This window comes from Undibacterium sp. GrIS 1.8 (genome assembly GCF_040544445.1).
Lineage (GTDB): Bacteria > Pseudomonadota > Gammaproteobacteria > Burkholderiales > Burkholderiaceae_D > Undibacterium.
This window is the reverse complement of the sequence record NZ_JBEONQ010000008.1, coordinates 79,490-102,251: the sequence shown is the minus strand read 5'-3', so window position 1 is coordinate 102,251 and position 22,762 is coordinate 79,490. Positions and strand designations below refer to the sequence as shown.

Here is a 22,762-nt window from a genome sequence, read left to right as displayed (position 1 = left end):
TTTGTAATTTTACTCAGCATGGTTCAGAATCACATGGCACTTGCGCGTTGGCACCAATTTAAACAAGGACATTATTTTGATTGTTTACGAATACCCTTTTAACGAGCGTATTCGCACGTTATTGCGGCTAGAAGATCTGTATGAAAAATTCACTTTTTTTCTACATCAATCTGATCCTATGCAGCATCACGTCGCACTGTCCACCATTTTTGAAATGCTGGAGGTTGCTGGTCGTGCCGACCTCAAGTCTGATTTACTGCAAGAACTAGAACGACAAAAACATACTCTCATCAGCTTCAAATCAAATCCGAATGTACAAGCGGATATGCTGGATCAAATTCTGGACGAAGTTGATCGTGCAAGTAGTGCTCTGATTGCCTCCACAGGTAAGACTGGGCAAAATGTTCGCGATAACGAATGGTTGATGAGTATTCGCGGTCGCACCATTATTCCAGGCGGCGCTTGCGAATTTGATCTCCCTAGCTATCATGCCTGGCAAAAAAATACCTCTGAAAAACGCTTTGCCGATATCTCTAACTGGTTTGCACCTATAGCTCCTCTATTTGATGCGATCAATATTGTGCTGAGGTTATTACGTGAGTCTGGTGTAACTACAAAAGTTATTGCACAAACAGGCAGTTATCAGCAAATGCTACAAGGGAAAATTTATCAGCTGTTACGCGTCACTTTAGTACAAGATATGGGCGCTATTCCAGAAATTTCTGCTAATAAATATATGCTTTGGATACGCTTTATGTCGCAAGACGGAACGATGAAACCTAAGGCATTTGAAAGCGATATTCCATTTGATCTGACACTTTGTAATTTCTAATTTTTTGTTTGCTACGCACTACTCATAAAACTTGAGTTGAGTGCCTATAAAAGTTTTTGTATGGCGATATCGTGCAATGCGCTGATCGTCTTTAGTTGGAATTAATTATATGAGTACAGTTGTAGATTGCCCTACTTGCGGCATAAAAGTGGTTTGGTCGGAAGCTAGTCCTTACCGCCCTTTTTGTTCTGATCGCTGCAAACAAATTGATTTGGGCGCGTGGGCTGAAGAAAAATATACAATCCCTGCAGTCAACTTACCAGAAGAGCCTGACGAAGATTTATCACAATCAAGTCATTAACTCTCATTAAATCTACCTGCTTGCTCTTGATTGCCCTTCAAAAATCAATGTGAGGGATAAGCATCAACGTTTTTGAGGTATGCCGTATTTCCTGAGTTTAGCCGCGATCATCGAGTGTGAAGTATCTAATCTGGCAGCAAGTTTGCGGCTAGATGGATATTGTGAGTAGAGCTTTTCTAGCAAGGCTGATTCAAATTCTCTAACGGACAGCTCCCAGCTTTCGGCAGCATCAATATGGACCTCGTCTGCCGTGATACTACCCTCAGCCCAATCTAAATCTGCTGCGTCTAATATACGCTGGTCAGACATGGTGATCGCTCTAAAAACGACATTCTGTAGCTGGCGGACATTACCAGGCCAACGATTAGACAACAACGCGGCGCAAGCGGCCGAGTTCAAACGACATACGGGCTTTTGCGCCTGAGTGCAAGCGCGTTCAATAAAATGCCGGGCTAATTGCAAAATATCGTCTGGTCGTTCGCGTAAGGCTGGCATTTCTAAATGAAGTACGTTCAGCCGATAAAACAGATCTTCACGGAACAAGCCTTCATGTACCATCTTGCGCAAATTACGATGGGTGGCGCTAATGATATGGACATTAACCTTGACCTCCTTATCACCGCCGATGCGGCGAAACTTACCGTCATTCAGGAAACGCAATAACTTCGCCTGTAAGTAGAGTGACATTTCGCCAATTTCATCCAAAAATACGGTACCGCCATCCGCCATTTCTATCAAGCCTGGTTTACCGCCACGTTGCGCGCCGGTGAAGGCGCCGGACATGTAACCGAATAATTCACTCTCAGCCAAACTCTCAGGTAAAGCGGCACAGTTCAATTCCAGAAAAGGCGCGTTGCTACGAGCACTGACACCGTGGCAAGCTTGCGCTAATAACTCCTTACCGGTCCCTGTCTCACCGGTAATCAACAAGGGTGCATCCACGACAGCCACTTTAGCTGCACGTACTTTTAGCGCCTTGATTTGCTCGGACTCACCGATAATGAAATGAAAACCGCTACCCTCAGAATGCTGTAGCGCATGTAACCGCCCTCCCATACGCTTTGGGGCGTGCAAAGTCAGTACGGCACCCACAGTCTGACCATTGGGTTTTATATCAGTTGGACTGGTTGTCTGGCTGATTGCTGGACTGGATATATGTGGATTTGACAAAGTCTCAGAGACGGGAGTTACGTCCATCCAAAACGGCTCGCCATTGAGAATGACTTCCCGACTTGGTACATGAAAAGAATGGGTAATCAATTCGTGCTCGACCAGAGGATCTTCGAGCAGATCACGTAGATTTTTCTGACAAAGAATGTCTTCCGTCATACCGGACACGGCAGCCGCGGCGGCATTAGCAATGACAACTTTGCCATTAGCGTCAATAGCAAGTACGGGATCTTCCATCACCGCCATCACGGTATCTAAGTTGAGACGGCGGCGTTTACCAGGCAAAATATCCAGAACGTTAATCTTACCGACACCACGCACTTGGTCACAGTCTTGCTGCAAAGATGGCAGCATGAACTCCAACAACTCTGGACTATCAATATAAATATTCGGCGGATCAACCTCTACGCCAACTACATTCAAACCACGCAGAGCAAACACTGCCAATATTTCATGCGCAATACCAACTCTGTCTTTAAACTGAATATTAATGCGCATTGGAGCCGATCAAATCAAGTTTAATGCGGTTCCGGAATGTAACCACGTGGCCGTGCGTTATGACTGCGAAAACTGGTGGTCGATGCCAAACCGCGCAAGCGCCCAAGATCAAATTGCTCTAGTTGCTGGAACACCGCACGATTAACCGTCATTTTGACTTGCATCATCAACAGATCAACACTTTGTTGGTTTGAGCTACGGGGTCTGGTTTGCTTATCGCGCTCTGAAGAACGATCCGCTATTTGCTCAGAATCTCCATTAGCCTCAGCATCAATTGCTGCTTGCTCTGCTTTTGCATCGGATTCTATACGCGCTTTTTCTTCTGCTTTAGCGACAGCTTTTTCTTCTGCCAGACAGAAGCAACGATAAATATCGGCCAGCGTAATAATCCCGTTACAAGAGCGGCAATGCCAGGCATCCTTCTCTTTTACATCCCGTGCGACTAGGCCATCTTTGCTCAAGGTGGACAATATCGAACGTACCAGTCTTGGTGTTTTACCGGTAGCCTGCGCCAATGAAGCGACCGTTGCTGTGCGGGGCATTACCATCACAATCTGCGCTAATAATTCAATTGCGATATAAAAACGCATATTCAAGGTCGGGTCAGCAAATATCTCTGTAGTAGAAACCAAATGTTCGCGTTCAATCAAATTCATGCTTGTAGCTCCTTAGAGACAATGATGGGACGATTGACGCTGCCATAACGATCCATGTACAGGCCTTCGGTAGAAATTGCCGGACGTTTGTTGGATACGACATCAGCGATGAAGCGGCCAGAGCCACAAGACATCGTCCAACCCAAGGTGCCATGTCCAGTATTGAGATACAAATTACGGTAAGGCGTAGGGCCAACAATTGGCGTGCCATCAGGCGTCATCGGACGCAGACCGGTCCAGAATTCAGCCTTTTCTATATCGCCTCCATGCGGGAATAAATCGGTAACAGAGTGCACCAGCGTTGCGCGACGATCTTCACGCAGTCTCAAGTCATAGCCAGTAATTTCAGCCGTGCCGCCGACGCGGATACGGTCTCCTAGTCGTGTAATCGCGACCTTATAGGTTTCATCCATCACGGTGGATTCCGGTGCGCCTGACACATCGGTAATAGGGATGGTGATTGAATAGCCTTTAATCGGATAGACAGGGATTTTGATACCCAGCTCACGTAGTAATATTGGCGAATAACTGCCAAGAGCAAGTACATAAGAATCACCCTGAAAAGTACCTGCTGAGGTTTTCACACCAGTGATTTTATCGCCCTCATGCAGCAATTTTTCTATGCTGACGCCGTACTTAAACTGAGCTCCCAAATCCTCAGCCAATTTGGCTAGATTTTGAGTAAATTTAAAGCAATCTCCAGTCTCATCGCCGGGCAAACGCAAAGCACCGATGAACTTCTCTTGCACATGCTTTAAAGCTGGCTCCACTGCCAGACACGCTGCTTTTTCCAGTAACTCATACGGCACGCCATAACTTTTCAAAATAGCGATATCTGCTTGCGCCGCCTCCACCTGAGCCTGATTCCGGAACAATTGCAAAGTGCCTTGGGTGCGCTCGTCGTAATGGATACCTGTCTCGGCACGTAATTCTTGCAAAGTGTCACGGCTATATTCTGCCATCCGCAACATACGACCTTTGTTGATTTCGTAGCGCTTGGTTGTGCAGTTAAACAGCATCTGGGTTACCCAGCGCCACATATGAGGATCTAAACTAGGACGTATCGCCAGCGGACTGTGTTTCATCATTAGCCATTTAATAGCTTTCATTGGCACACCTGGACCAGCCCACGGTGCCGAATAACCAGGGGAAACCTCACCTGCATTGGCATAACTAGTTTCCAGAGCTGCAGCAGGCTGACGCTCTATCACCGTGACCTCATGTCCCGCCTTCGCCAGATAATAAGCCGATGCCGTACCAATCACACCTGCGCCGAGTATGACTACTTTCATTGTGCTTCCCCCTTAATGGCGTCTGTATTGACAGTGCCGGAATGACTTATTACTTTATGCTGAGATTTTTGATGCTGTAATTCGGAATCGATAGACAAACTAGAGCTGGAAGATCCAGAAGAAACGGCATCGGTATATTCACGATAATAACGCTGCCCTAGGCTGGTCAAGATTTCATAGCCGATCGTGCCAGCCAGTTTGGCGACCATATCGACTGTGTTAGTAGCAGATAGCAGGTTTACCGCTGCGCCAGGATATAAACTCTCCGGCGCAATATCGCTGACGTCCAGCGTAATCGTATCCATTGACACATTGCCGACCATAGGCGCAGGCTGGCCAGCTATATGTGCCACGCCACGGTTGCTCAGGCTACGCATCCAGCCATCGGCATAACCAACGGCCACGGTCGCAATCTTGCGCGGCTGCTGGCTGCGATACGTCAGACTGTAGCCAACGCCAGTACCCGCAGGAATATCGCGAATCTGGATGATTTTGCCTTGCAATAAAGCGACTGCCTGCAAAGGATTTTCTTGCCCGGCAACGGGTGCTACGCCATATAAAGCAGCACCGGGACGAGCAAGATCGAAGTGAAAGTCAGGGCCTAAAAAAATACCGGAAGAGTTTGCCAAGCTAGCGGCGCAAGCGGGCAATTGAGCGCGCAGGGTTTTAAAGGTCTGTAATTGCTGCTGATTCATTGGATGCTGCTGATCTTCTGCGCAAGCCAGGTGACTCATCAGGTGACTAATAGCAATGCCTTGGGTTAAGGAGGGATCAGCAATCCAGGCATTGACCTCTTTAGTCGATAAGCCCATGCGCGACATACCTGTATCGATTTGAATAAATGCAGGCAAGGAGGTTTGTTTGGCCTGAGCAAGGCGATGCCATGCGGCGATTTGCTCCAAACTATTTAAAACGGGTGTACAGGCGTGTTCTAAAAATTCAGCCTCATATCCGACTGGCGCCCCGTGCATGACATACAACATGCTGTCTTTTAACAAGTGGGGACGGAGTGCAATTGCCTCATCAAGATGTGCCACAAAAAAATCGCGGCAGCCTTCTTCTTGCAAGGCTAAGGCGACTCTTACAGCGCCCAGACCATAGGCATCTGCTTTAACGGCTGCGCCACATCGAGCCTGGCCTAGTTTGTTTTGCAGAAAACGAAAGTTATAGCGCAGAGCTTGCAGATTGATTGTCAGCACGGCGCCGGCACGTCCAGCTGCTCCAGAATGTTTTACTGAATATTCCGCTGACTGTTCTGCTATTAGCTGCATCTGCGCATCTCCGTTGTGATCATCACATGGGATTCTTCTTAGCAATCGCCGTGCCACAATATTTTATTGAATCAATTCATGGACTTAGAAAATTTTAATCTGAATCACCCAAAACGACGTGTATCATTTTCAATACAGCTAATAGGGATTAGAACAAATTTAGAGATTTTCTTCTAGTGCATGTTGCAATCCAACTGCCGTATTGATTTAAATACAGTGTATCAATTCTAATACGACACAATAGAAAAGACGAGAAAACCTTCAAAAAATCGATTTGAATTTGGATGATTTCAGTATTGGCAATAAGAAACAATACGTGGAATTACTCACTGTAGTGAAATACACACAGGCAAAACGGTGTAAATCCATAGTTCACCACAACAGAAACGCGCTCAGATTCATATTCAGATAAATATGACCGATTAAGGCTTACGTAATGGTGACAGTTTTGTATCCGCCCTACAAACTAAGCTTGATCAGGCTTGGCGGACTACCAACTCTGCCCGCAAAACATCTAACCATTCTAGCAGCGGGATCGTTGCTGGCAATAATGGGGACACAGCCACGCTGCCCTGCCAGGCAAATGCCTGATCTTCCAGACTTTGTGGCTCGCCTTGCCAGTTGCGGCTAATATAAAAATGTAGTCGGACATGAGCATGCGGATAAATATGCTCTACGCCGCACCAAGGCTCAGCCGTCTGGATATGCACACCCAATTCCTCGACAAACTCGCGCTTCAGTGCCGCCAGAATATCTTCGCCCACTTCAACTTTACCGCCTGGGAACTCCCAGTAACCTTCATATGGCTTGCCAGCCGGACGCTGTCCGAGCAAGACGTCACCATTGGGTTTCATCAAAATACCAACAGCAACATCAATCGGGGGTTTTGTCATAAATGAGCCAATATCAGCAGGACTTACGCAAAATTGTCCCAGCCAGGCGTAGCGGCGACAATACTTTAGTACGGCTAGTCGCTGCAACGCAGCTGGGGCGGTTTTGCATAAGCCCTAATTAAATTAAAGAAATAAGGGGAGTATTTTTAATTGTCCAGGTATTATTTGGACAATAGGCAATAGAACACTTGTACTCTACCCCAGTATATAAATACATACCAAAAGAATTACGCTAACTTGCCTGCGTAATCACGGGCAAATTGCCAGGCGACACGGCCCGAGCGCGATCCCCGTTGCAAAGCCCAGCGCAAAGCATCACCGCGTGCTGCGGTAATTTGCTCGGCGTTACAACCCATGCTGCCCAGCCAATGCGCCACGATGTTGAGGTAATCATCTTGCTTAAACGGATAAAACGACACCCACAGGCCAAAGCGCTCGGACAAAGAAATTTTCTCCTCCACAGTCTCACCGGGATGCAGATCACCATCATCAGTATGGGTATAACTAGCGTTATCCGACATCTTCTCCGGCAACAAATGGCGCCGATTTGAGGTCGCATAGATCAGCACATTATCAGACTGTGTCGCGATGCTGCCATCGAGTGCAACCTTCAATGCCTTGTAACCTGCTTCACCATCTTCAAACGAAAGGTCATCGCAAAAAATGATAAAGCGCTCCGGGCGTTCGGCCACCAGATCGACAATATCCGGCAAATCAGCCAGATCCGATTTATCCACTTCAATCAAACGCAAACCCTGATCTGCAAATTGGTTCAGGCAAGCTTTGATTAAAGACGACTTACCCGTGCCACGCGCGCCCGTCAGCAATACATTATTGGCAGGTTTGCCATTCACGAATTGCAAAGTATTTTGCTCTATCTGCTGCTTCTGGTTAGCGATGTTATGCAGATCACTTAAGGCAATATGAGACGCATGACGCACCGCTTGCAAATAGGCTCCGCTACTGCCGCTGCCACGCTTACGCCAGCGAAATGCCGTCGCCAAGGAAAAATCCGGCACAGGCATTACAGGTGGCAATAGTGTTTCTAAACGGTTTAATACCTGCTCGGCACGGATTAAAAATTGATCTAATTGAGTCATACAGTCCGGCGAGTTTTAGGTAGAAATTTATAGGACTTACGCAAAAATGCCCCAGCAAGGCGTAGCGACGAATACAGTACTAATAAGGCTAGTCGCTGCAACGCAGCTGGGGCATTTTTGCGCAAGTCCTAACTTATTGAGAATTTTGGTCCAGCTCAGCGCCAAGCTTCAGAACCAAGCCTAAGAAAAGATTAAGAGCACAGATTAAAAACTCGGTTTAAGAACGATAGTCAGCATTAATCGATACATAATCGTGCGACAAATCGCAAGTCCAGACGGTAGCCTCTGCCGCACCGCGCGCCAGTTTGACGCGAATCGTGATCTCGCTTTGCTGCATCACGCGCTTACCGTCTTCCTCACGATAATCAGGATTACGCCCGCCGTTTTTGGCGACCCAGACATCATCCAGATACAAATTGAGTTTGCTGACATCTAAATCCAGCACACCAGCATAACCAATCGCAGCCAGAATGCGGCCAAGGTTTGGGTCCGATGCGAAGAATGCTGTTTTGACCAAAGGAGAATGCGCGATCGAATAGGCAATCTTGCGGCACTCTTCTACATCACGACCTTCCTCTACCGCGATCGTCATAAACTTAGTTGCACCCTCACCGTCCCGAATGATCATGTGCGCCAGTTTTTGCGACAAGGCGATCACCGCATCCGCCAACAATTTATATTCTGGAGAATCGATCTCTGTGACTTCTACGTCGGCAGCACCAGTAGCGATCAGCATAAAAGAATCATTGGTCGAGGTGTCGCCATCAATCGTGATGCAATTAAATGATTTGTCCGCTGCCTGTTTCACCAGATGATCCAGCGCAGGTTGCGCGACCTTCGCATCCAGCGCCAGGTAACCCAGCATTGTCGCCATATTCGGCTTAATCATGCCAGCACCTTTACTGATGCCCGTCATGGTCACAGTCTGGCCATTAATCACCACCGTGGCGGACGCAGCTTTTGGCTGAGTGTCGGTCGTCATGATCGCTTCTGCGGCCAGAAACCAGTTATCTTCTTTTAGATTAGCAAGCGCTTGCGGCAAGCCTGCTATTAATCTATCTACCGGCAACGGCTCCAGAATCACCCCCGTTGAAAACGGCAAAATCTGCGATGCCTCGCACTGCATCAACTCCGCCAGCGCGGCACAAGTGGCATTAGCCGCAGCCAGACCAGCATCACCCGTCCCGGCATTGGCATTACCCGTATTTACCACCAACGCACGGATGGGACCGGCGGTGATGTGCAGACCTTCCAGATGCGCCTTACATACCTGGACCGGCGCAGCACAAAAACGATTTGTCGTAAACACGCCAGAGACGGTGGCAGAAGGTGCCAGTGCCATCACCACAATGTCTTTACGATTCGATTTTTTAATACCTGCCTCGGCATAGCCAAGCTGGATACCCGCAACAGGTTTTAAATCGGCGGCGACAGGGATGGGAGAATTAACGGCCATGAGGTTTCCTAGCAATGAGATCGAGCCGTTATTGTAGGGTATTTTGTTGGGACAGAAGCGGTAAATAAAGAATCGTTTAGAAGCAAATGTGCGGTTAAAAATCAACTGAATTACTTGTCTATATGAGGATTGAGCTTGTGTTGTTTCCGGCATTGAACATCCAATGTCTCCCCACTACCATCCTCCAGCCCAGCATAAACGCCGCACGGCCAGACTAAGCCACCGTATTGCTCCATGGTCCAATAAGGCGGTTCATCTGCGCAGATCTCAATATGCTTCACCTTCCATTGCTGGTGCGTTTTGTGCAGAACAATCCATAACATTTTGTCCAAACTGGGGTTGCATTCACCGCCCGTCAAATCCCAGTCGATGCCTTTGCCGTTGGCGGAAACGATATTGCCGACCAAAACTGCCCAAGCTTGATCAACATTCAATTTATTTACTTTGAGTCGTACTGACTGACCCGCCTTGGTAGAGGCAACTGGTCGAGCCGCATCCAGAATCGCTTGCCTCTCAATCACACTTACATTGAAAGCATAGGATGAAAGGCAGACGGTAAGAAAAATAATAGCCAGAAAAATTTGCTTCATAAAGTGCGGATTGAAGGTGAGATATTTGAGAAACACCTGATTTTTAGCATCAATCTATCTACAGTTACTGAGGCAGACGATGCACGTACCATGTGTTAAGTATGAGCTGAGCGCAGAATACATTGCGGAGGATGTCAATATCAAATCTCTTGTCAGTGCCACTTCTTGAGATTATAGATTTTTCCTGCCGCAGAATAGTAACTGTTCATCGCTGCCATAGCTTAGGCCGAACTCTCCGTCAAACTCCCAGCCACCATTTCCAAATGATGATCAGTACTCCCAAACTGCAACTCAATCGCCATCAGCCGCTTGAAGTAATGACTGACATTGAGTTCATCTGTCACTCCCATACCACCGTGTAGTTGCACCGCTTGCTGGCCGACAAAACGGCAGGCTTGTCCGATCACGACTTTGGCTGAGGACAGCGCTATGCTGCGGCTTTTTAAATCCGGTTCTTCGCAACTAACTGCTGCAAGATACGCCATCGAACGGGCTTGTTCTATGTGTAGCACCATGTCGGCCATTTTATGTTGCAGCGCTTGGAATTTACCGATGACGACACCAAATTGCTTGCGGTTTTTGGCATAGTCGATGGTGGCTGCGAGCAGCTTGTCCAGGACGCCGATGGCTTCTGCACAAACCGCCGCGAGGCCAATATCGAGCAGGTTGCCGATGGCGACTTCTGTATCGTTGGCCGCTGCTAATATCGCCGAGGTTTTAACGCTGACTTGATCAAATTCTAGCTCGGCGGCAGCGACGCCATCCACGGTGGCATACGACAACACGCGCAAACCGGTTGCGGCCTTGGGGAGGATGAAGGCGGCTAATTTGTCATCGGGCAAACGTGCTGTGACCAATAAAATATCAGCAGCCCCGCCGTGAGGCACAACGCTTTTATGACCGCTCAATAGGTAGCCGCCATCAACTGGCGTGGCCTTGGTCTGGACGTTGAAGCGATCGAAACGTGTGCTGACCTCATCATGTGCCAGCACGGCTGTGATCGCGCCGCTGGCGAGTTGCGGCAGGTAGTCGGCACGCTGCTGGGCATTGCCCATAGTGGCGATCGCTTTGCTAGCCAAGACGGCGCTGGCGAGATAAGGTTCCAGCACTAATCCCTCGCCCATTGCGGACATGACAAGCAAGGTGTCTGTTGCCGTGCCATCCAGGCCACCTTCGGCTTCTGGCATGTGTAAGGCTAATAAACCGAGATCAGCAAAGCCTTGCCAGATCGCGGGATTGAAGCCGTGACTCTGCTTTTCTAAAGTCTTACGACGGATATCAAAACTAGCTTCGTTTGCGATAAAACGACGCGTTGCTTCTTGCAACATAATTTGTTCTTCGGTAAAAGTGAAATCCATTTTTTACTCCTGATGATTTTGCTTTTTGTTACAGCGCCGAGTTCAGCCGAAGCGTCCATCGCCGACAAAAAATTCTTTTTATCTATTGCGATTAACCAAACTTGCTAAAACCTCAGCGGTCAAATTCTTTTGGGCAGATCAATGTCTTACAAACCCAAGATCATCTGCGCAATAATATTTTTCTGAATCTCGTTAGAGCCACCGTAGATCGATAACTTGCGCATATTCAGATAATTAGCGGCGAGTGAGCTGGCATAAGCTGGTCCGGCGTGTTCGCCGTCATAACCAGCCGCCATTGCCTCGCGGCGTAATGGCAAGGCATAAGTACCTACCGCCTGGGTCATCAGCTCGGTAATCGCTTGCTGGATTTCTGTCCCTTTAATTTTTAGAATAGAAGCTTCCGGTCCCGGTGTGCGGCGTTGTTCTTCTGCCGACAATACGCGCAGGTTAGTGATTTCTAATGCGCTTAAGTCGATTTGGATTTGCGCGATACGGAGAGAAAAATGCGGGTCCTGAATCAATGGTTTTCCGTTTTTTGTCTCTTGGCTGGCGATACGTTTAAGCCGCGCCAACTCACGCTTGGCGATGCCGATACCAGCGATGTTGGTGCGCTCATGCCCCAGCAAAAATTTGGCATAAGTCCAGCCAGCATTTTCTTCCCCGACCAGATTTTCGACCGGTACCTTCACATTGTCGAACCAGACTTCGTTGACCTCATGCGCGCCGTCCATGGTGATGATAGGACGTACGGTAATGCCGGGAGACTTCATGTCGATCAGCAAAAATGAAATGCCACGCTGTGGTTTGACTTCGTGATCAGTGCGCACCAGACAAAATATCCAGTCGGCATATTGGGCTTGGGTAGTCCAGGTCTTTTGGCCATTGACAAGGTAGTGATCGCCCTCCCGTTGTGCCGATGTTTTGACTGAAGCCAGATCCGAACCTGAGCCTGGTTCGGAATAACCCTGACACCACCATTCCTCACCGGACAAAATGCTCGGTAAAAACCGCTGTTGCTGTGCGGACGAACCAAACGCCATGATCACCGGCGCAACCATTTTCACACCAAAGGGCACGATGCGTGGCGCACCGGCGGCGGCACATTCTTCTTCAAAAATATACTTTTGCACCGCCGACCAGCCAGTGCCACCAAACTCTTTTGCCCAGGATGATCCACCCCAGCCATGTGCATGCAAAGCCTGCTGCCAGCGCACATAATCGTCGCGCTCCAAGATGAGGCCGTTGTTAACTTTGTGTTGAATATCAGCCGGTAAGGAAGCAGCAATAAACTGTTTTACCTCATGCCGGAATGCCTGTTCTTCTGGGGTGAAATGGAGATTCATCGTTGTCTCGCTCTTAGTGTTATTTATATACTCTGACTGGGTATATTTTAATTGTCCATATAAAGTCTGGACAATCGACCATATTTAGAAAATTTTAATGGGAGTATATGTATTAACATTGATTAATTAGGCTTGTCATCTGGCATCCGCTCAATACTGCACTCGCCATTTACACCCACTTGGATTGCGCTAAACACTAACAAACTCAAGCCTCCTCATGATGCAAAGACAGTCCCAATAGCGCCCTGCGTTTCAGCCAAGGGCTGGCGCGGTAACGCGGATCGCCTGTCTGTTTGAGCAAATTGTCGAGTATCGTCAACACGGTCTTGACACCGACTACATCACCCCAAGCCAGCGGACCATGTGGATAACCCAAACCTAATTTGACGGCACGATCAATATCTGCCGGGCTGGCGATGGCCTGTTGCGCAATATCGCTGGCGATGTTGATGATGTGTGCTACCACGCGTTGCGCGACCAGGCCAGCGCTGTCGTGGATCACGCTGACAGCAGCACCATCTGCGGTGAGTAAACCACATGCCATGGCGCGGTAAGCGGCTGTGGTCGCTGGCGTTGTCATGACGACGCGGCGCTTGCTTAAGTCGAACAAACTTTCTATTGCCACGGTGCGACTGGCGTCCAGCGCTTGATTAGCACAACAAGTACTAGCATCTTCGCCCAGCGGTGTGACGATGCATAAGGCAGTGGCGCTGGGGCTATCTTCATTTTCTATCGCTACGCCTACTTGTATCGCCAGTTGGGTGATCAGCGTGCGTACTTCTGCGCTGGTCGCTTTATCTGCCGGACTAATCCAGATCGATGATGGCAAAAGGCTTGATTGCTTTGCGCTATCTACACTGATTTTTTTACCGGCATTATCGTATTGATAGAAGCCCTGCCCGACTTTTTTACCGATCACACCAGCAGTCAACATCTGACGCGTCAAGCCTTGCGGCCGGAATCGTGGCTCTTCATAATATTGCTGATAAATTGATTCCATCACCGGATGTGAGACGTCCAGCCCGGTCAAATCCATCAGTTCACACGGGCCTAATTTGAAGCCCGCACAGTCCCGCAAAATTTGATCCAGCGTCGGAATATCCGTCGTATTTTCCGCCAAAATCCGCAGACCTTCCGTGCCATAACCACGACCTGCATGATTGACGATAAAGCCCGGCGTATCTTTGGCGCGTACTGTGGCATGTCCCCAATGTGTGCCGAGAGCGATCAGATAGTCGACGATAGTTGGATCGGTCAAAAAGCCACCAATGGCTTCGACGATCTTCATCAGCGGTACCGGATTAAAGAAATGGAAGCCAGCAACCCGTTGCGGAAACTGCAAACCCGCAGCGATGGCCGTTACCGATAAGGAGGATGTGTTGGTTGCCAGAATGGCAGTCGGGCTGATGATGGATTCAAGTTGGTGGAAGAGCGTTTTCTTCGCCATCAAATCTTCCACAATCGCTTCAACTATCATGTGCGCATCAGCAAGATCGGGCAACTGATTGCAGGCGTGCAAACACTGCTCGGCTGCATCGGCGGCGGCTTGCGTCAGACGACCTTTTTCTACCAGCTTGCTAAAAGTGACGATCAACTCTTGACGTGCGGCCTGAGATGCACCAGCGCGACTATCCACCAGTTTGACTTGTGTGCCAGCGAGCGCAGCGATTTGCGCAATGCCTCGCCCCATCACTCCACAGCCGATGACGCCGACAATCAGATCACCGGAATTAAACGCGGGGCGCGTACTGGGTGCGCCAGCGGCTTGTTTGTTTTCATTCATAAGAATCCTGTTATTTGGTTTGATCGCGTAGCCTGATCGCTTGGCCTCATCAACTCTGTCTGATCAATTCGATCTAATCACTTTGTCTTATTTACATCTATCAACAACGACAATTCCGCTATGCAGAATTAAGTTCTGCAAATATAATTCACTGTATTTCCTCCCACATCACCTGTCAAGACGCATGCAAAATCTGATCAAGCCAGACCAAAAATCCCCCAGTGCGGCAAGCACCCAAGCCAAAGAAGATCGTCATTTTGTCACCGCTTTAGCACGTGGACTGGAGCTACTGGCCTGCTTTCGATCCGGGGATAAGGCGTTAGGGAATCTGGAGTTGGCAGAACGCTGCAAGCTACCTAAATCGACGGTGTCGCGCCTGACTTACACACTGACCAAAACCGGGCATCTGGATTACGTCCCAAGCATGGGCAAATACCGTTTGGGTTCTGCCACACTGGCGCTGGGCAGCGCGATGCTGGCGCGGCTAGACGTGCGGCAACTGGCGCGACCACTGATGCAGGAGCTGGCAGATTTTTCGCAAGGCATGGTGTCGCTGGGCATGCGCGACCGACTCAGCATGATTTATGTAGAAAATTGCCGCAGCCAGACTGCACTGACCTTGAGTCTGGATATAGGCTCTCGGATTCCACTCGCAAGTACCGCAATGGGGCGGGCATATCTGGCCGCAGTCAAGGCCGACGAGCGACATGAGATTTTAGAATTGATACGCCAGGCCGACGAGGTGCAATGGTCTGCGGTGCAAGAAGGCATACAACAATCGCTGGACGAGTACGACCAACTCACTTGTTGCACCTCCTTTGGTAGCTGGCAAAAAGATGTGAACGCGATTGCGGTAGCGTTTTATCTCGGCAATGGCATGGCGCCTGTGTCGGTCAATTGTGGCGGCCCGGCGTTTAGCTTATCGCCCGATTTTTTGCTGAACGAAGTCAGACCGCGCTTGCTGGAATTAGTACAACGTTTGCGAATCGCTTTGGGGAATACCAACTAGCAAAGACGTGTCAAGCTGGGTCAAAAACTTTAACCCGATCACGCCCTAATTCCTTGGCACGGTACATTGCATTGTCAGCATTCTTCGACAACTCAATTTCATCATTGCCATGTTGCGGATACAGTGCGATGCCGATGCTGCAAGAGACTTGCAAGATGTGGCCGCCCGAGACTTCAAATGGTTCGCTGATAGCGGCACGGATTTTTTCTGCAACGAGTAAGGCGTCCTGCTCTAGCTCAATCACAGGTAACAGAATCATAAACTCGTCACCGCCCATTCTGGCAACGGTGTCTGACTCGCGTACACATTGCTGCATTCTCTCTGCTACCGCACGCAATAACATGTCACCGACATGATGGCCGAGATTGTCATTGATGGGTTTAAATTTATCTAGATCCAGATACATCAGTGCTAGCAAACTTTTATCACGTTTTGCCTGCACAATCGCATGCCTCAGACGATCCTTGAACATCGCACGATTTGGCAAACCAGACAGCTCATCGTACTGCGCCAGATACCGGAAACGTGCTTCGCTTTCGCGCAGTTCTTTGGTCATTTCTCGCGCTAGTGTCAACGCCCGTTCACGCCCGGACAACAACACCCAGGCCAGCACGGACAACAACACACTAAGCAAAATACCGCTGGCTGCGATCAAGGTCGATTTATCGTTACCAATCGCTTTTTCCACACCCGATGAGCTGGTCATCACAATCGTCCAGGAGCGACCACCGTTGCTGACATACTCAGTCGCTTGTAGCAGCTGGGGCTTAATCACCTTGTTCAGATCTAGTCGTGCTGGCTTAGTTACGCTGGCATCACGACGCAGAGTGGCAGAGTCATACATCAAATTGGCGGCAGTCGGCTCAACCCCATCGTAAATACAAATATCAGTCGCACGCGGATTTTCGCCATACAAACTAGCCATGACTTCGGCAACACGAAAAGGGGCAAACACCCAGCCCAATAAATTAGCGCGCCGTGTCTCTTGCGTGTCGTGCGGGCTGCCATCTTTATAAATCGGCAGATAAATATAGAAGCCATTCTGTGCGGGCACATTGTCTGCTGCCGGCAACTTAAGCATCGCTGTGACGGCAATCGCACCAGAATCACGTGCGCGCTCCATCGCCACTTTTTGCACGGGGTCTGAATAGGTATCAAAGCCTAGCATCTTGCGGTTGCGACCTATTGCAGGTTCTAACTGAATGATGGGCGCAGCAAATGTGATTGCCGGATTGGGTAGTGGATAAATTTGATACTCGCCGGATGTTTGTTGCCGCATAACGGCAATGTGCTGCTCAAAGCTATCACTGGCAACCGATAAAATAATACCGACACCTTCCATCCCGGCATGATCAGCACCGAGCTGCAGCATATTGATGTAATTGGCAAAGTCTTTACGTTGTACCGATTCTGAAATCGTAAACACACCTTGCGCACCACGCAACACTTGCTCGGACGAGGCCATACGCTGTTGTATTCGGCCAGAAATGTCGCGGACATTAAAATCTAATGTGGCGCGAACCTCTAGCAAGGCATTATTTTTCTCATGTTTCCAGAGTAAATAGCTGAGTCCTAAAGACATGCTCAGAATGAGCAAAACCACTAACTGGCGGCTAAAGTGACGACTCAGTTGATGATTTAGATAGTGACTGGTTTGATGGTTCATCCGGTTCATTATATTTAAAAATTGACCATCGCTTTAGCCAGTTCTGGCTGAAAATATTTCTCAAAAATGATGAGGACTTTGCCGTCATCGCGCATGCCTTTTATCAAGGCACGCCATTTTTCTTGTTCTTTGGCAGACAAAGATCGCTTGGACATAATCAACCCATGCGGCACTGAAGAATCGTCCATATCAATCACGATCGTGTGATCACGTATCGCTGTATTTGCGACCTGAGAATAATCAAAAGGCTCAATGATCATTGCCTGAATCCGGTTGGCTTCCAGTATCTGATACAAAGGATCTAAATCCGATGCATAGCGGACTCTTTGCTCTGCGTGTAATTTATCCAATAAACGATTCGCGTTAGGACTGTATCGAAAAGAACGGATCACACCCAGTTGCAGATCAGGATTATTTTCAAAATCTTTCAGTTGCTGGATATTGAGTTCTTTGCGCACCAGTAAATAATATTTGTTCGAAAAATACCAGGCAAAACTGGCAAAGCGGTCGCGCTCAGCGTTACTAATGCCGGACAAACTAAAATCTAACGCACCGGACTCAATCAATTACCAGATACGTGCACGTGGCAACACGCTGACAATGACTTTGCAACCGCTACGCCGGCTCATTTCGTCCGCAATATCTTTATCAATTCCTTCGCCTGTTTTTGCCGAGTACAGCAAGCCGTGATCATGCAGCGCAAGAGTAAATGGGCGATTACAATCAGGTCGCGCAACTGCTTTTGAAACTTCCTCAGCCTGTGCTGAACTGCACATCAATAACTGCAACGAAATAAATATCAGCAGTAAGGCCAGCAATAAGGCCAACGGTAACGCCAACGATAATACCCAACCATAAAATCCATGGCTGCGAGCGTTGGAGTGAGCAAAAAAATGCGTCATTGATTAGGTGTATTGACTTGTAGTGTTGACTTGTGGCGTAGTCATTATTTACAACATTATTTGCTGAGTTTTGTATCCATTTAATTCATGGTTTGATTGCCTTGCTGTGTTTAAATAAGTCCAAGCCTTTAAATACCAAGGAGTTGAGCGCAATCGAAATAATCGCTCCAGCCAAGATCAGGTTTTGCCCTTCCATTGACAACAATCCTAGCGAGACTCCCAAGCCCGCAAGGATAAATGAAAACTCACCAATCTGTGCCAGACTGGCAGAGACTGTCAGTGCCGTATTGAGCGGGTAGCGGAATGCCAGTACTAACAAGAAAGCGGCAACTGATTTTCCAAAAATAATAATCAGCACTACTGTTAATACTTGCCAAGGCTGGGCGAGCAAAATACGTGGATCAAACAGCATCCCGACTGAGACAAAAAACAGCACGGCAAAGGCATCACGCTAGGGTAAGGTTTCTTGGGCAGCTCTCAGACTCAGTTCGGATTCGCGCAGCACCATCCCGGCAAAAAAAGCGCCGAGTGCGAACGATACGCCAAACAACATTGCCGACCCATAAGCAATTCCGATTGCGGCGACTACCACGCACAGGGTGAACAGTTCTTGCGAACCAGTCCGTTCTACTTGTGCCAATATCCAAGGGAAGAGTCGTCGTCCCACAATCAGCATAAACGCGATAAAGGCTACCACCTGCGCCAGCGTGATTAAGATCGTCACTCCCAGACTGTGATGTGGCGCTGGTACAGCAACATGATTAGCGCCTTCTGCACCGAGCAAACCAGCCAGCGGCGGCAATAAGACCAGCACTAACACCATCACTAAATCTTCTACCACCAGCCAGCCGACTGCAATTCGGCCATTTTCTGAATCCAGCTCATTACGACTTTCCAGCGCACGTAATAACACTACCGTGCTGGCAACCGACAATGCCAGGCCAAATACGATCCCCGCCCCCAAGTCCCAGCCCCACCAATACGCCACGCCTGCCCCCATCGCAGTAGCAACAACAATTTGTACGATCGCGCCGGGCAAGGCGATTCGCTTTACCGACAATAAATCTTCTAACGAGAAGTGCAAGCCAACGCCAAACATTAGCAACATCACACCAATTTCTGCCAGTTGCCCTGCCAGATTAACGTCGGCCACAAAGCCGGGCGTGGCAGGACCTATCAAAATACCGGCAATCAGATAACCCACTAATGCGGGCAGTTTGAGACGGACAGCAATAAAGCCGATTAGCAACGCCAATCCAAAGGCGGAGGCAATCGTTGTGATGAGGGAAATATTATGTGGCATAGGCAAATGATTATTTTAAATACAGCAATTGAATGCAACAGGCTTGAGTGTATACAAATTCTGACAAACAACATTAAAACAAGCGTACGCAGGGGTCGTATTTTTAAAATTTACGTTGCAACACGGAAAAATATTTCTTTTTACAATATTTTCGACGATGGAATTTAAATATACTCCCCCAACATTTTCATAAAATTACCTTAATGACCAATAAATATATGGACAATTAATTATACTAATAGGGAGTATATAATTTACTGATTTTTGAATGTATAGAATCGTATCTACTAAGAACTCAGTTAAAAATTCTGAAAAAGTAGCAGGCAATAAAAAAGGCGGAAATCTCCGCCTTTTTTATTTTGTGCCACATGCTTCTATTGCATCAGTGCAAACAAGCTAAATCATCAACCTAAATAATCAAATTAAGCCAGCTTACCGTGACACTGCTTATATTTCTTGCCACTACCGCAAGGACAAGGATCATTACGACCAACCTTGAGAGCATATTCCATTTGGGTCTGATCATTGTTTTCAGCCAAAGCGGTCGGTGCCAACATTTCTTCCGGGGTCGCATTTGCATCAAAATCTGCGTGTTGAAAATGAACATTCTCAACTTGTGATTGTGTCATTTTTTCTTCAGCAGCTTCGATTTCTTCACGTGATTGGATACGCACTGTCGAAACCGTTTTGACGACTTCATTTTTGATCAAATCCAGCATCTGTCCAAATAATTCAAACGCTTCGCGCTTGTATTCTTGCTTAGGATTTTTCTGCGCATAACCGCGTAAATGAATACCTTGGCGCAAATGATCGAGCGCTGCCAGATGTTCGCGCCAATGACTGTCGATACTCTGCAACATCACGCTACGCTCAAATCCAGCAAAAGAATCTTTACCGACCAAGGCTACTTTTGCCTCGTAAGCTTCATCCGCTGCTTTTTGTACGCGCTCTAAAATGTCTTCATCATTCAGACTTTGCTCATTTTCCAGCATTTTGTCTAAAGGCAAATCCAGCGCCCATTCGCTTGCCAGCGTTGCTTGCAATGCTGGAATATCCCATTGCTCTTCCACCGATTCTGCTGGCACATAAGTGCGCACCACGTCGGCGAACATACCCGCACGCAAAGAAGAAATCAGTTCGGACATGTCTTGTGCTTCCAGCAAATCATTACGCTGCTGGTAAATCACTTTGCGCTGATCATTGGCGACGTCATCGTACTCAAGCAATTGCTTACGCACGTCAAAGTTACGCGCTTCTACTTTGCGCTGAGCAGATTCAATCGAACGGGAAACGATACCAGCTTCAATCGGTTCGCCTTCCGGCATTTTGAGTCTGTCCATGATGGCGCGTACGCGATCACCTGCAAAAATGCGCAAGAGCGGATCATCCAGAGACAAATAGAAACGGGAGGATCCAGGATCGCCCTGGCGACCAGAACGGCCGCGCAATTGATTATCTACGCGACGTGATTCGTGACGTTCGGTACCGACGATATGCAAACCACCGGCATTGACAACATGCTCGTGTAAAGACTGCCACTCATCACGCAGTTGCTGAGATTTTTGCTGCTTTTGCGCGTCAGACAGTTTGTCGTCTGCTTCGATCAGCTGCACTTGCTTGGCGACGTTACCGCCGAGGACGATATCCGTACCACGGCCGGCCATGTTGGTGGCGATGGTGATGCCTTTTGGACGACCTGCCTGGGCAATAATTTCTGCCTCACGCGCATGCTGCTTGGCGTTCAACACATTATGTGGCAACTTGGCTTTTTCAAGAATGCCGGACAAGAGTTCAGAATTTTCAATCGATGTCGTACCAACCAAGACCGGCTGACCGCGCTCGTAACAATCTTGAATATCCACCAGCATCGCGCCGTATTTTTCTTGGGCTGACTTGTAAACCTGATCCTGACGATCTTTACGTTGGGATGGACGGTTTGGCGGAATCACGACTGTTTCCAGTCCGTAGATTTCCTGGAATTCATACGCTTCTGTATCGGCTGTACCAGTCATACCGGACAGTCGGTTATACATACGGAAGTAGTTTTGGAACGTGATTGATGCCAGCGTTTGATTCTCATTTTGAATCTTCACACCTTCTTTGGCCTCAACAGCTTGATGCAAGCCATCAGACCAGCGACGTCCTGTCATCATACGACCAGTAAATTCATCGACGATAACGATTTCATTATCTTGTACGACATAGTGCTGATCGCGGAAATACAACGCATGCGCACGCAAAGCAGCGTACAGATGATGAATTAAAGTGATGTTGGCAGCGTCGTACAGGGATGCGCCTTCTGGCAACAAACCCATCTGGGTCAGAATATGTTCAGCTTGATCGTGACCAGCTTCGGTCAGCAATACCTGATGTGTTTTTTCATCTTTGGTGTAGTCACCAGGAACTTCAACATTGCCGGTGCCATCATGTTTTTCTTCACCGATTTGCAACGTCAGCAGCTTAGGGACTTCGTTAATTTTGTAGTACAGCTCTGTATGATTTTCAGCCTGACCAGAGATAATCAGTGGAGTGCGCGCTTCATCGATCAGAATGGAATCGACTTCATCAACGACGGCAAAGTTCAGACCACGTTGTACACGGTCTTTGGCTTCATACACCATATTGTCGCGCAGGTAGTCAAAGCCAAACTCGTTGTTGGTACCGTAAGTGATATCGGATGTGTAAGCAACTTGCTTATCGTCATGATCGAGTTGCGATAAGTTAACACCGGTAGTCAAACCCAACCAGCCGTACAATTTGCCCATCCACTCGGCATCACGCTGCGCCAAATAATCATTGACGGTTACCACGTGCACACCCTTGCCAGACAAGGCATTCAGGTAAGTTGGCAAGGTCGCCATCAAAGTTTTACCTTCTCCGGTGCCCATCTCTGCAATTTTTCCGTAATGCAGCACCATACCGCCTATCATCTGCACATCAAAATGACGCATTTTTAAAACACGCTTACTTGCCTCACGACAAACGGCAAACGCTTCTGGAAGGATTGCATCCAGTGTTTCACCATTAGCGACGCGGGTTTTAAACTCCTCCGTCTTGGCTTTTAATGCCTCATCCGACAAGGCTTCCAGCGTAGGTTCCAGTGCGTTGATATCAAGCACGGTTTTTTGGTATTGCTTCAGAAGGCGCTGATTGCGGCTACCGAATATTTTGGTCAGGAATGACATGCTATGAATGGATGAGTGAATTCTGAAAAAATTGCTGACGGCGCCCGTACATCGTTAACACTAGCGCTACAAATTTACAACAGCAACAACAATAGACTAACTTTCGATTTTACCATGCGCGCATCATTTACTAACAATTGCACAATGACAAAAT

General features: G+C 48.1%; 16 protein-coding genes and 2 pseudogenes. 3 read left to right on the top strand and 15 right to left on the bottom strand.

Annotated elements, in window-relative coordinates; genetic code table 11:
* The first annotated feature begins 76 nt into the window (after positions 1 to 76).
* On the top strand, positions 77 to 832 hold the full coding sequence (gene zapD / locus AAKU64_RS05735; RefSeq protein ID WP_354333991.1) for a cell division protein ZapD: 756 nt from the start codon (positions 77 to 79) through the stop codon (positions 830 to 832).
* 109 nt (positions 833 to 941) lie between these two features.
* On the top strand, positions 942 to 1,133 hold the full coding sequence (yacG, locus tag AAKU64_RS05730) for a DNA gyrase inhibitor YacG (protein ID WP_354361730.1): 192 nt from the start codon (positions 942 to 944) through the stop codon (positions 1,131 to 1,133).
* 63 nt (positions 1,134 to 1,196) lie between these two features.
* On the opposite strand, the gene AAKU64_RS05725 is transcribed toward yacG, so the two are convergent.
* The 11 genes from AAKU64_RS05725 to AAKU64_RS05675 all read right to left on the bottom strand — a co-directional run bounded on the left by AAKU64_RS05725 (position 1,197) and on the right by AAKU64_RS05675 (position 14,543).
* Positions 1,197 to 2,801 (bottom strand): sigma-54-dependent transcriptional regulator, encoded by a 1,605-nt coding sequence (locus AAKU64_RS05725; RefSeq protein WP_354361728.1) that lies wholly within the window; start codon positions 2,799 to 2,801, stop codon positions 1,197 to 1,199.
* Positions 2,802 to 2,821: 20 nt separating this feature from the next.
* On the bottom strand, positions 2,822 to 3,457 hold the full coding sequence (locus tag AAKU64_RS05720) for a hypothetical protein (protein ID WP_354361726.1): 636 nt from the start codon (positions 3,455 to 3,457) through the stop codon (positions 2,822 to 2,824).
* Positions 3,454 to 4,749, bottom strand: a complete 1,296-nt coding sequence (locus tag AAKU64_RS05715) for a D-amino acid dehydrogenase (protein ID WP_354361724.1) — start codon at positions 4,747 to 4,749, stop codon at positions 3,454 to 3,456. The genes AAKU64_RS05720 and AAKU64_RS05715 overlap by 4 nt, the downstream gene beginning before the upstream one ends.
* Entirely contained in the window at positions 4,746 to 6,020 is a 1,275-nt protein-coding gene (gene alr / locus AAKU64_RS05710) for an alanine racemase (protein ID WP_354361722.1), read from the bottom strand. Before alr ends, AAKU64_RS05715 begins: the two co-directional genes overlap by 4 nt.
* Positions 6,021 to 6,496: 476 nt before the next feature.
* The gene (locus tag AAKU64_RS05705) at positions 6,497 to 6,913 is read right to left on the bottom strand and encodes an NUDIX domain-containing protein (RefSeq protein ID WP_354361720.1); all 417 of its coding nucleotides are present in this window, start codon (positions 6,911 to 6,913) and stop codon (positions 6,497 to 6,499) included.
* Between the two features lie 227 nt (positions 6,914 to 7,140).
* Positions 7,141 to 8,013, bottom strand: a complete 873-nt coding sequence (locus AAKU64_RS05700) for an ATP-binding protein (RefSeq protein ID WP_354330987.1) — start codon at positions 8,011 to 8,013, stop codon at positions 7,141 to 7,143.
* Positions 8,014 to 8,230: 217 nt separating this feature from the next.
* Positions 8,231 to 9,469: a bifunctional glutamate N-acetyltransferase/amino-acid acetyltransferase ArgJ gene (argJ, locus tag AAKU64_RS05695; RefSeq protein ID WP_354361718.1), complete on the bottom strand. Its 1,239-nt coding sequence runs from the start codon at positions 9,467 to 9,469 to the stop codon at positions 8,231 to 8,233.
* 110 nt (positions 9,470 to 9,579) lie between these two features.
* Positions 9,580 to 10,059, bottom strand: coding sequence for a hypothetical protein (locus tag AAKU64_RS05690; protein ID WP_354361716.1), 480 nt, complete (start codon positions 10,057 to 10,059; stop codon positions 9,580 to 9,582).
* A gap of 221 nt (positions 10,060 to 10,280) precedes the next feature.
* Complete coding sequence (locus AAKU64_RS05685) at positions 10,281 to 11,417, bottom strand: acyl-CoA dehydrogenase family protein (protein WP_354361714.1); 1,137 nt, start codon at positions 11,415 to 11,417, stop codon at positions 10,281 to 10,283.
* Positions 11,418 to 11,563: 146 nt separating this feature from the next.
* Positions 11,564 to 12,760, bottom strand: coding sequence for an acyl-CoA dehydrogenase family protein (locus tag AAKU64_RS05680; RefSeq protein WP_354361712.1), 1,197 nt, complete (start codon positions 12,758 to 12,760; stop codon positions 11,564 to 11,566).
* Between the two features lie 205 nt (positions 12,761 to 12,965).
* A complete protein-coding gene (locus AAKU64_RS05675; protein WP_354361710.1) occupies positions 12,966 to 14,543 on the bottom strand; it encodes a 3-hydroxyacyl-CoA dehydrogenase in 1,578 nt (525 codons plus the stop codon).
* A 184-nt stretch (positions 14,544 to 14,727) separates the two neighbouring features.
* Between AAKU64_RS05675 and AAKU64_RS05670 the strand changes: the two genes are divergently transcribed.
* Positions 14,728 to 15,552: an IclR family transcriptional regulator gene (locus AAKU64_RS05670; RefSeq protein WP_354361708.1), complete on the top strand. Its 825-nt coding sequence runs from the start codon at positions 14,728 to 14,730 to the stop codon at positions 15,550 to 15,552.
* A 10-nt stretch (positions 15,553 to 15,562) separates the two neighbouring features.
* Here the strand turns inward: AAKU64_RS05670 and AAKU64_RS05665 are convergent, their stop codons facing one another.
* The 4 genes and pseudogenes from AAKU64_RS05665 to secA all read right to left on the bottom strand — a co-directional run bounded on the left by AAKU64_RS05665 (position 15,563) and on the right by secA (position 22,608).
* Complete coding sequence (locus tag AAKU64_RS05665; RefSeq protein WP_354361706.1) at positions 15,563 to 17,218, bottom strand: CHASE domain-containing protein; 1,656 nt, start codon at positions 17,216 to 17,218, stop codon at positions 15,563 to 15,565.
* Positions 17,219 to 17,232: 14 nt separating this feature from the next.
* A pseudogene (locus AAKU64_RS05660) lies at positions 17,233 to 17,994 on the bottom strand (substrate-binding periplasmic protein).
* Between the two features lie 247 nt (positions 17,995 to 18,241).
* Positions 18,242 to 19,423 (bottom strand): annotated as a pseudogene (locus AAKU64_RS05655) (cation:proton antiporter domain-containing protein); the annotation flags it as partial.
* A 422-nt stretch (positions 19,424 to 19,845) separates the two neighbouring features.
* Complete coding sequence (gene secA / locus AAKU64_RS05650; RefSeq protein ID WP_354361704.1) at positions 19,846 to 22,608, bottom strand: preprotein translocase subunit SecA; 2,763 nt, start codon at positions 22,606 to 22,608, stop codon at positions 19,846 to 19,848.
* Positions 22,609 to 22,762: the final 154 nt, after the last annotated feature.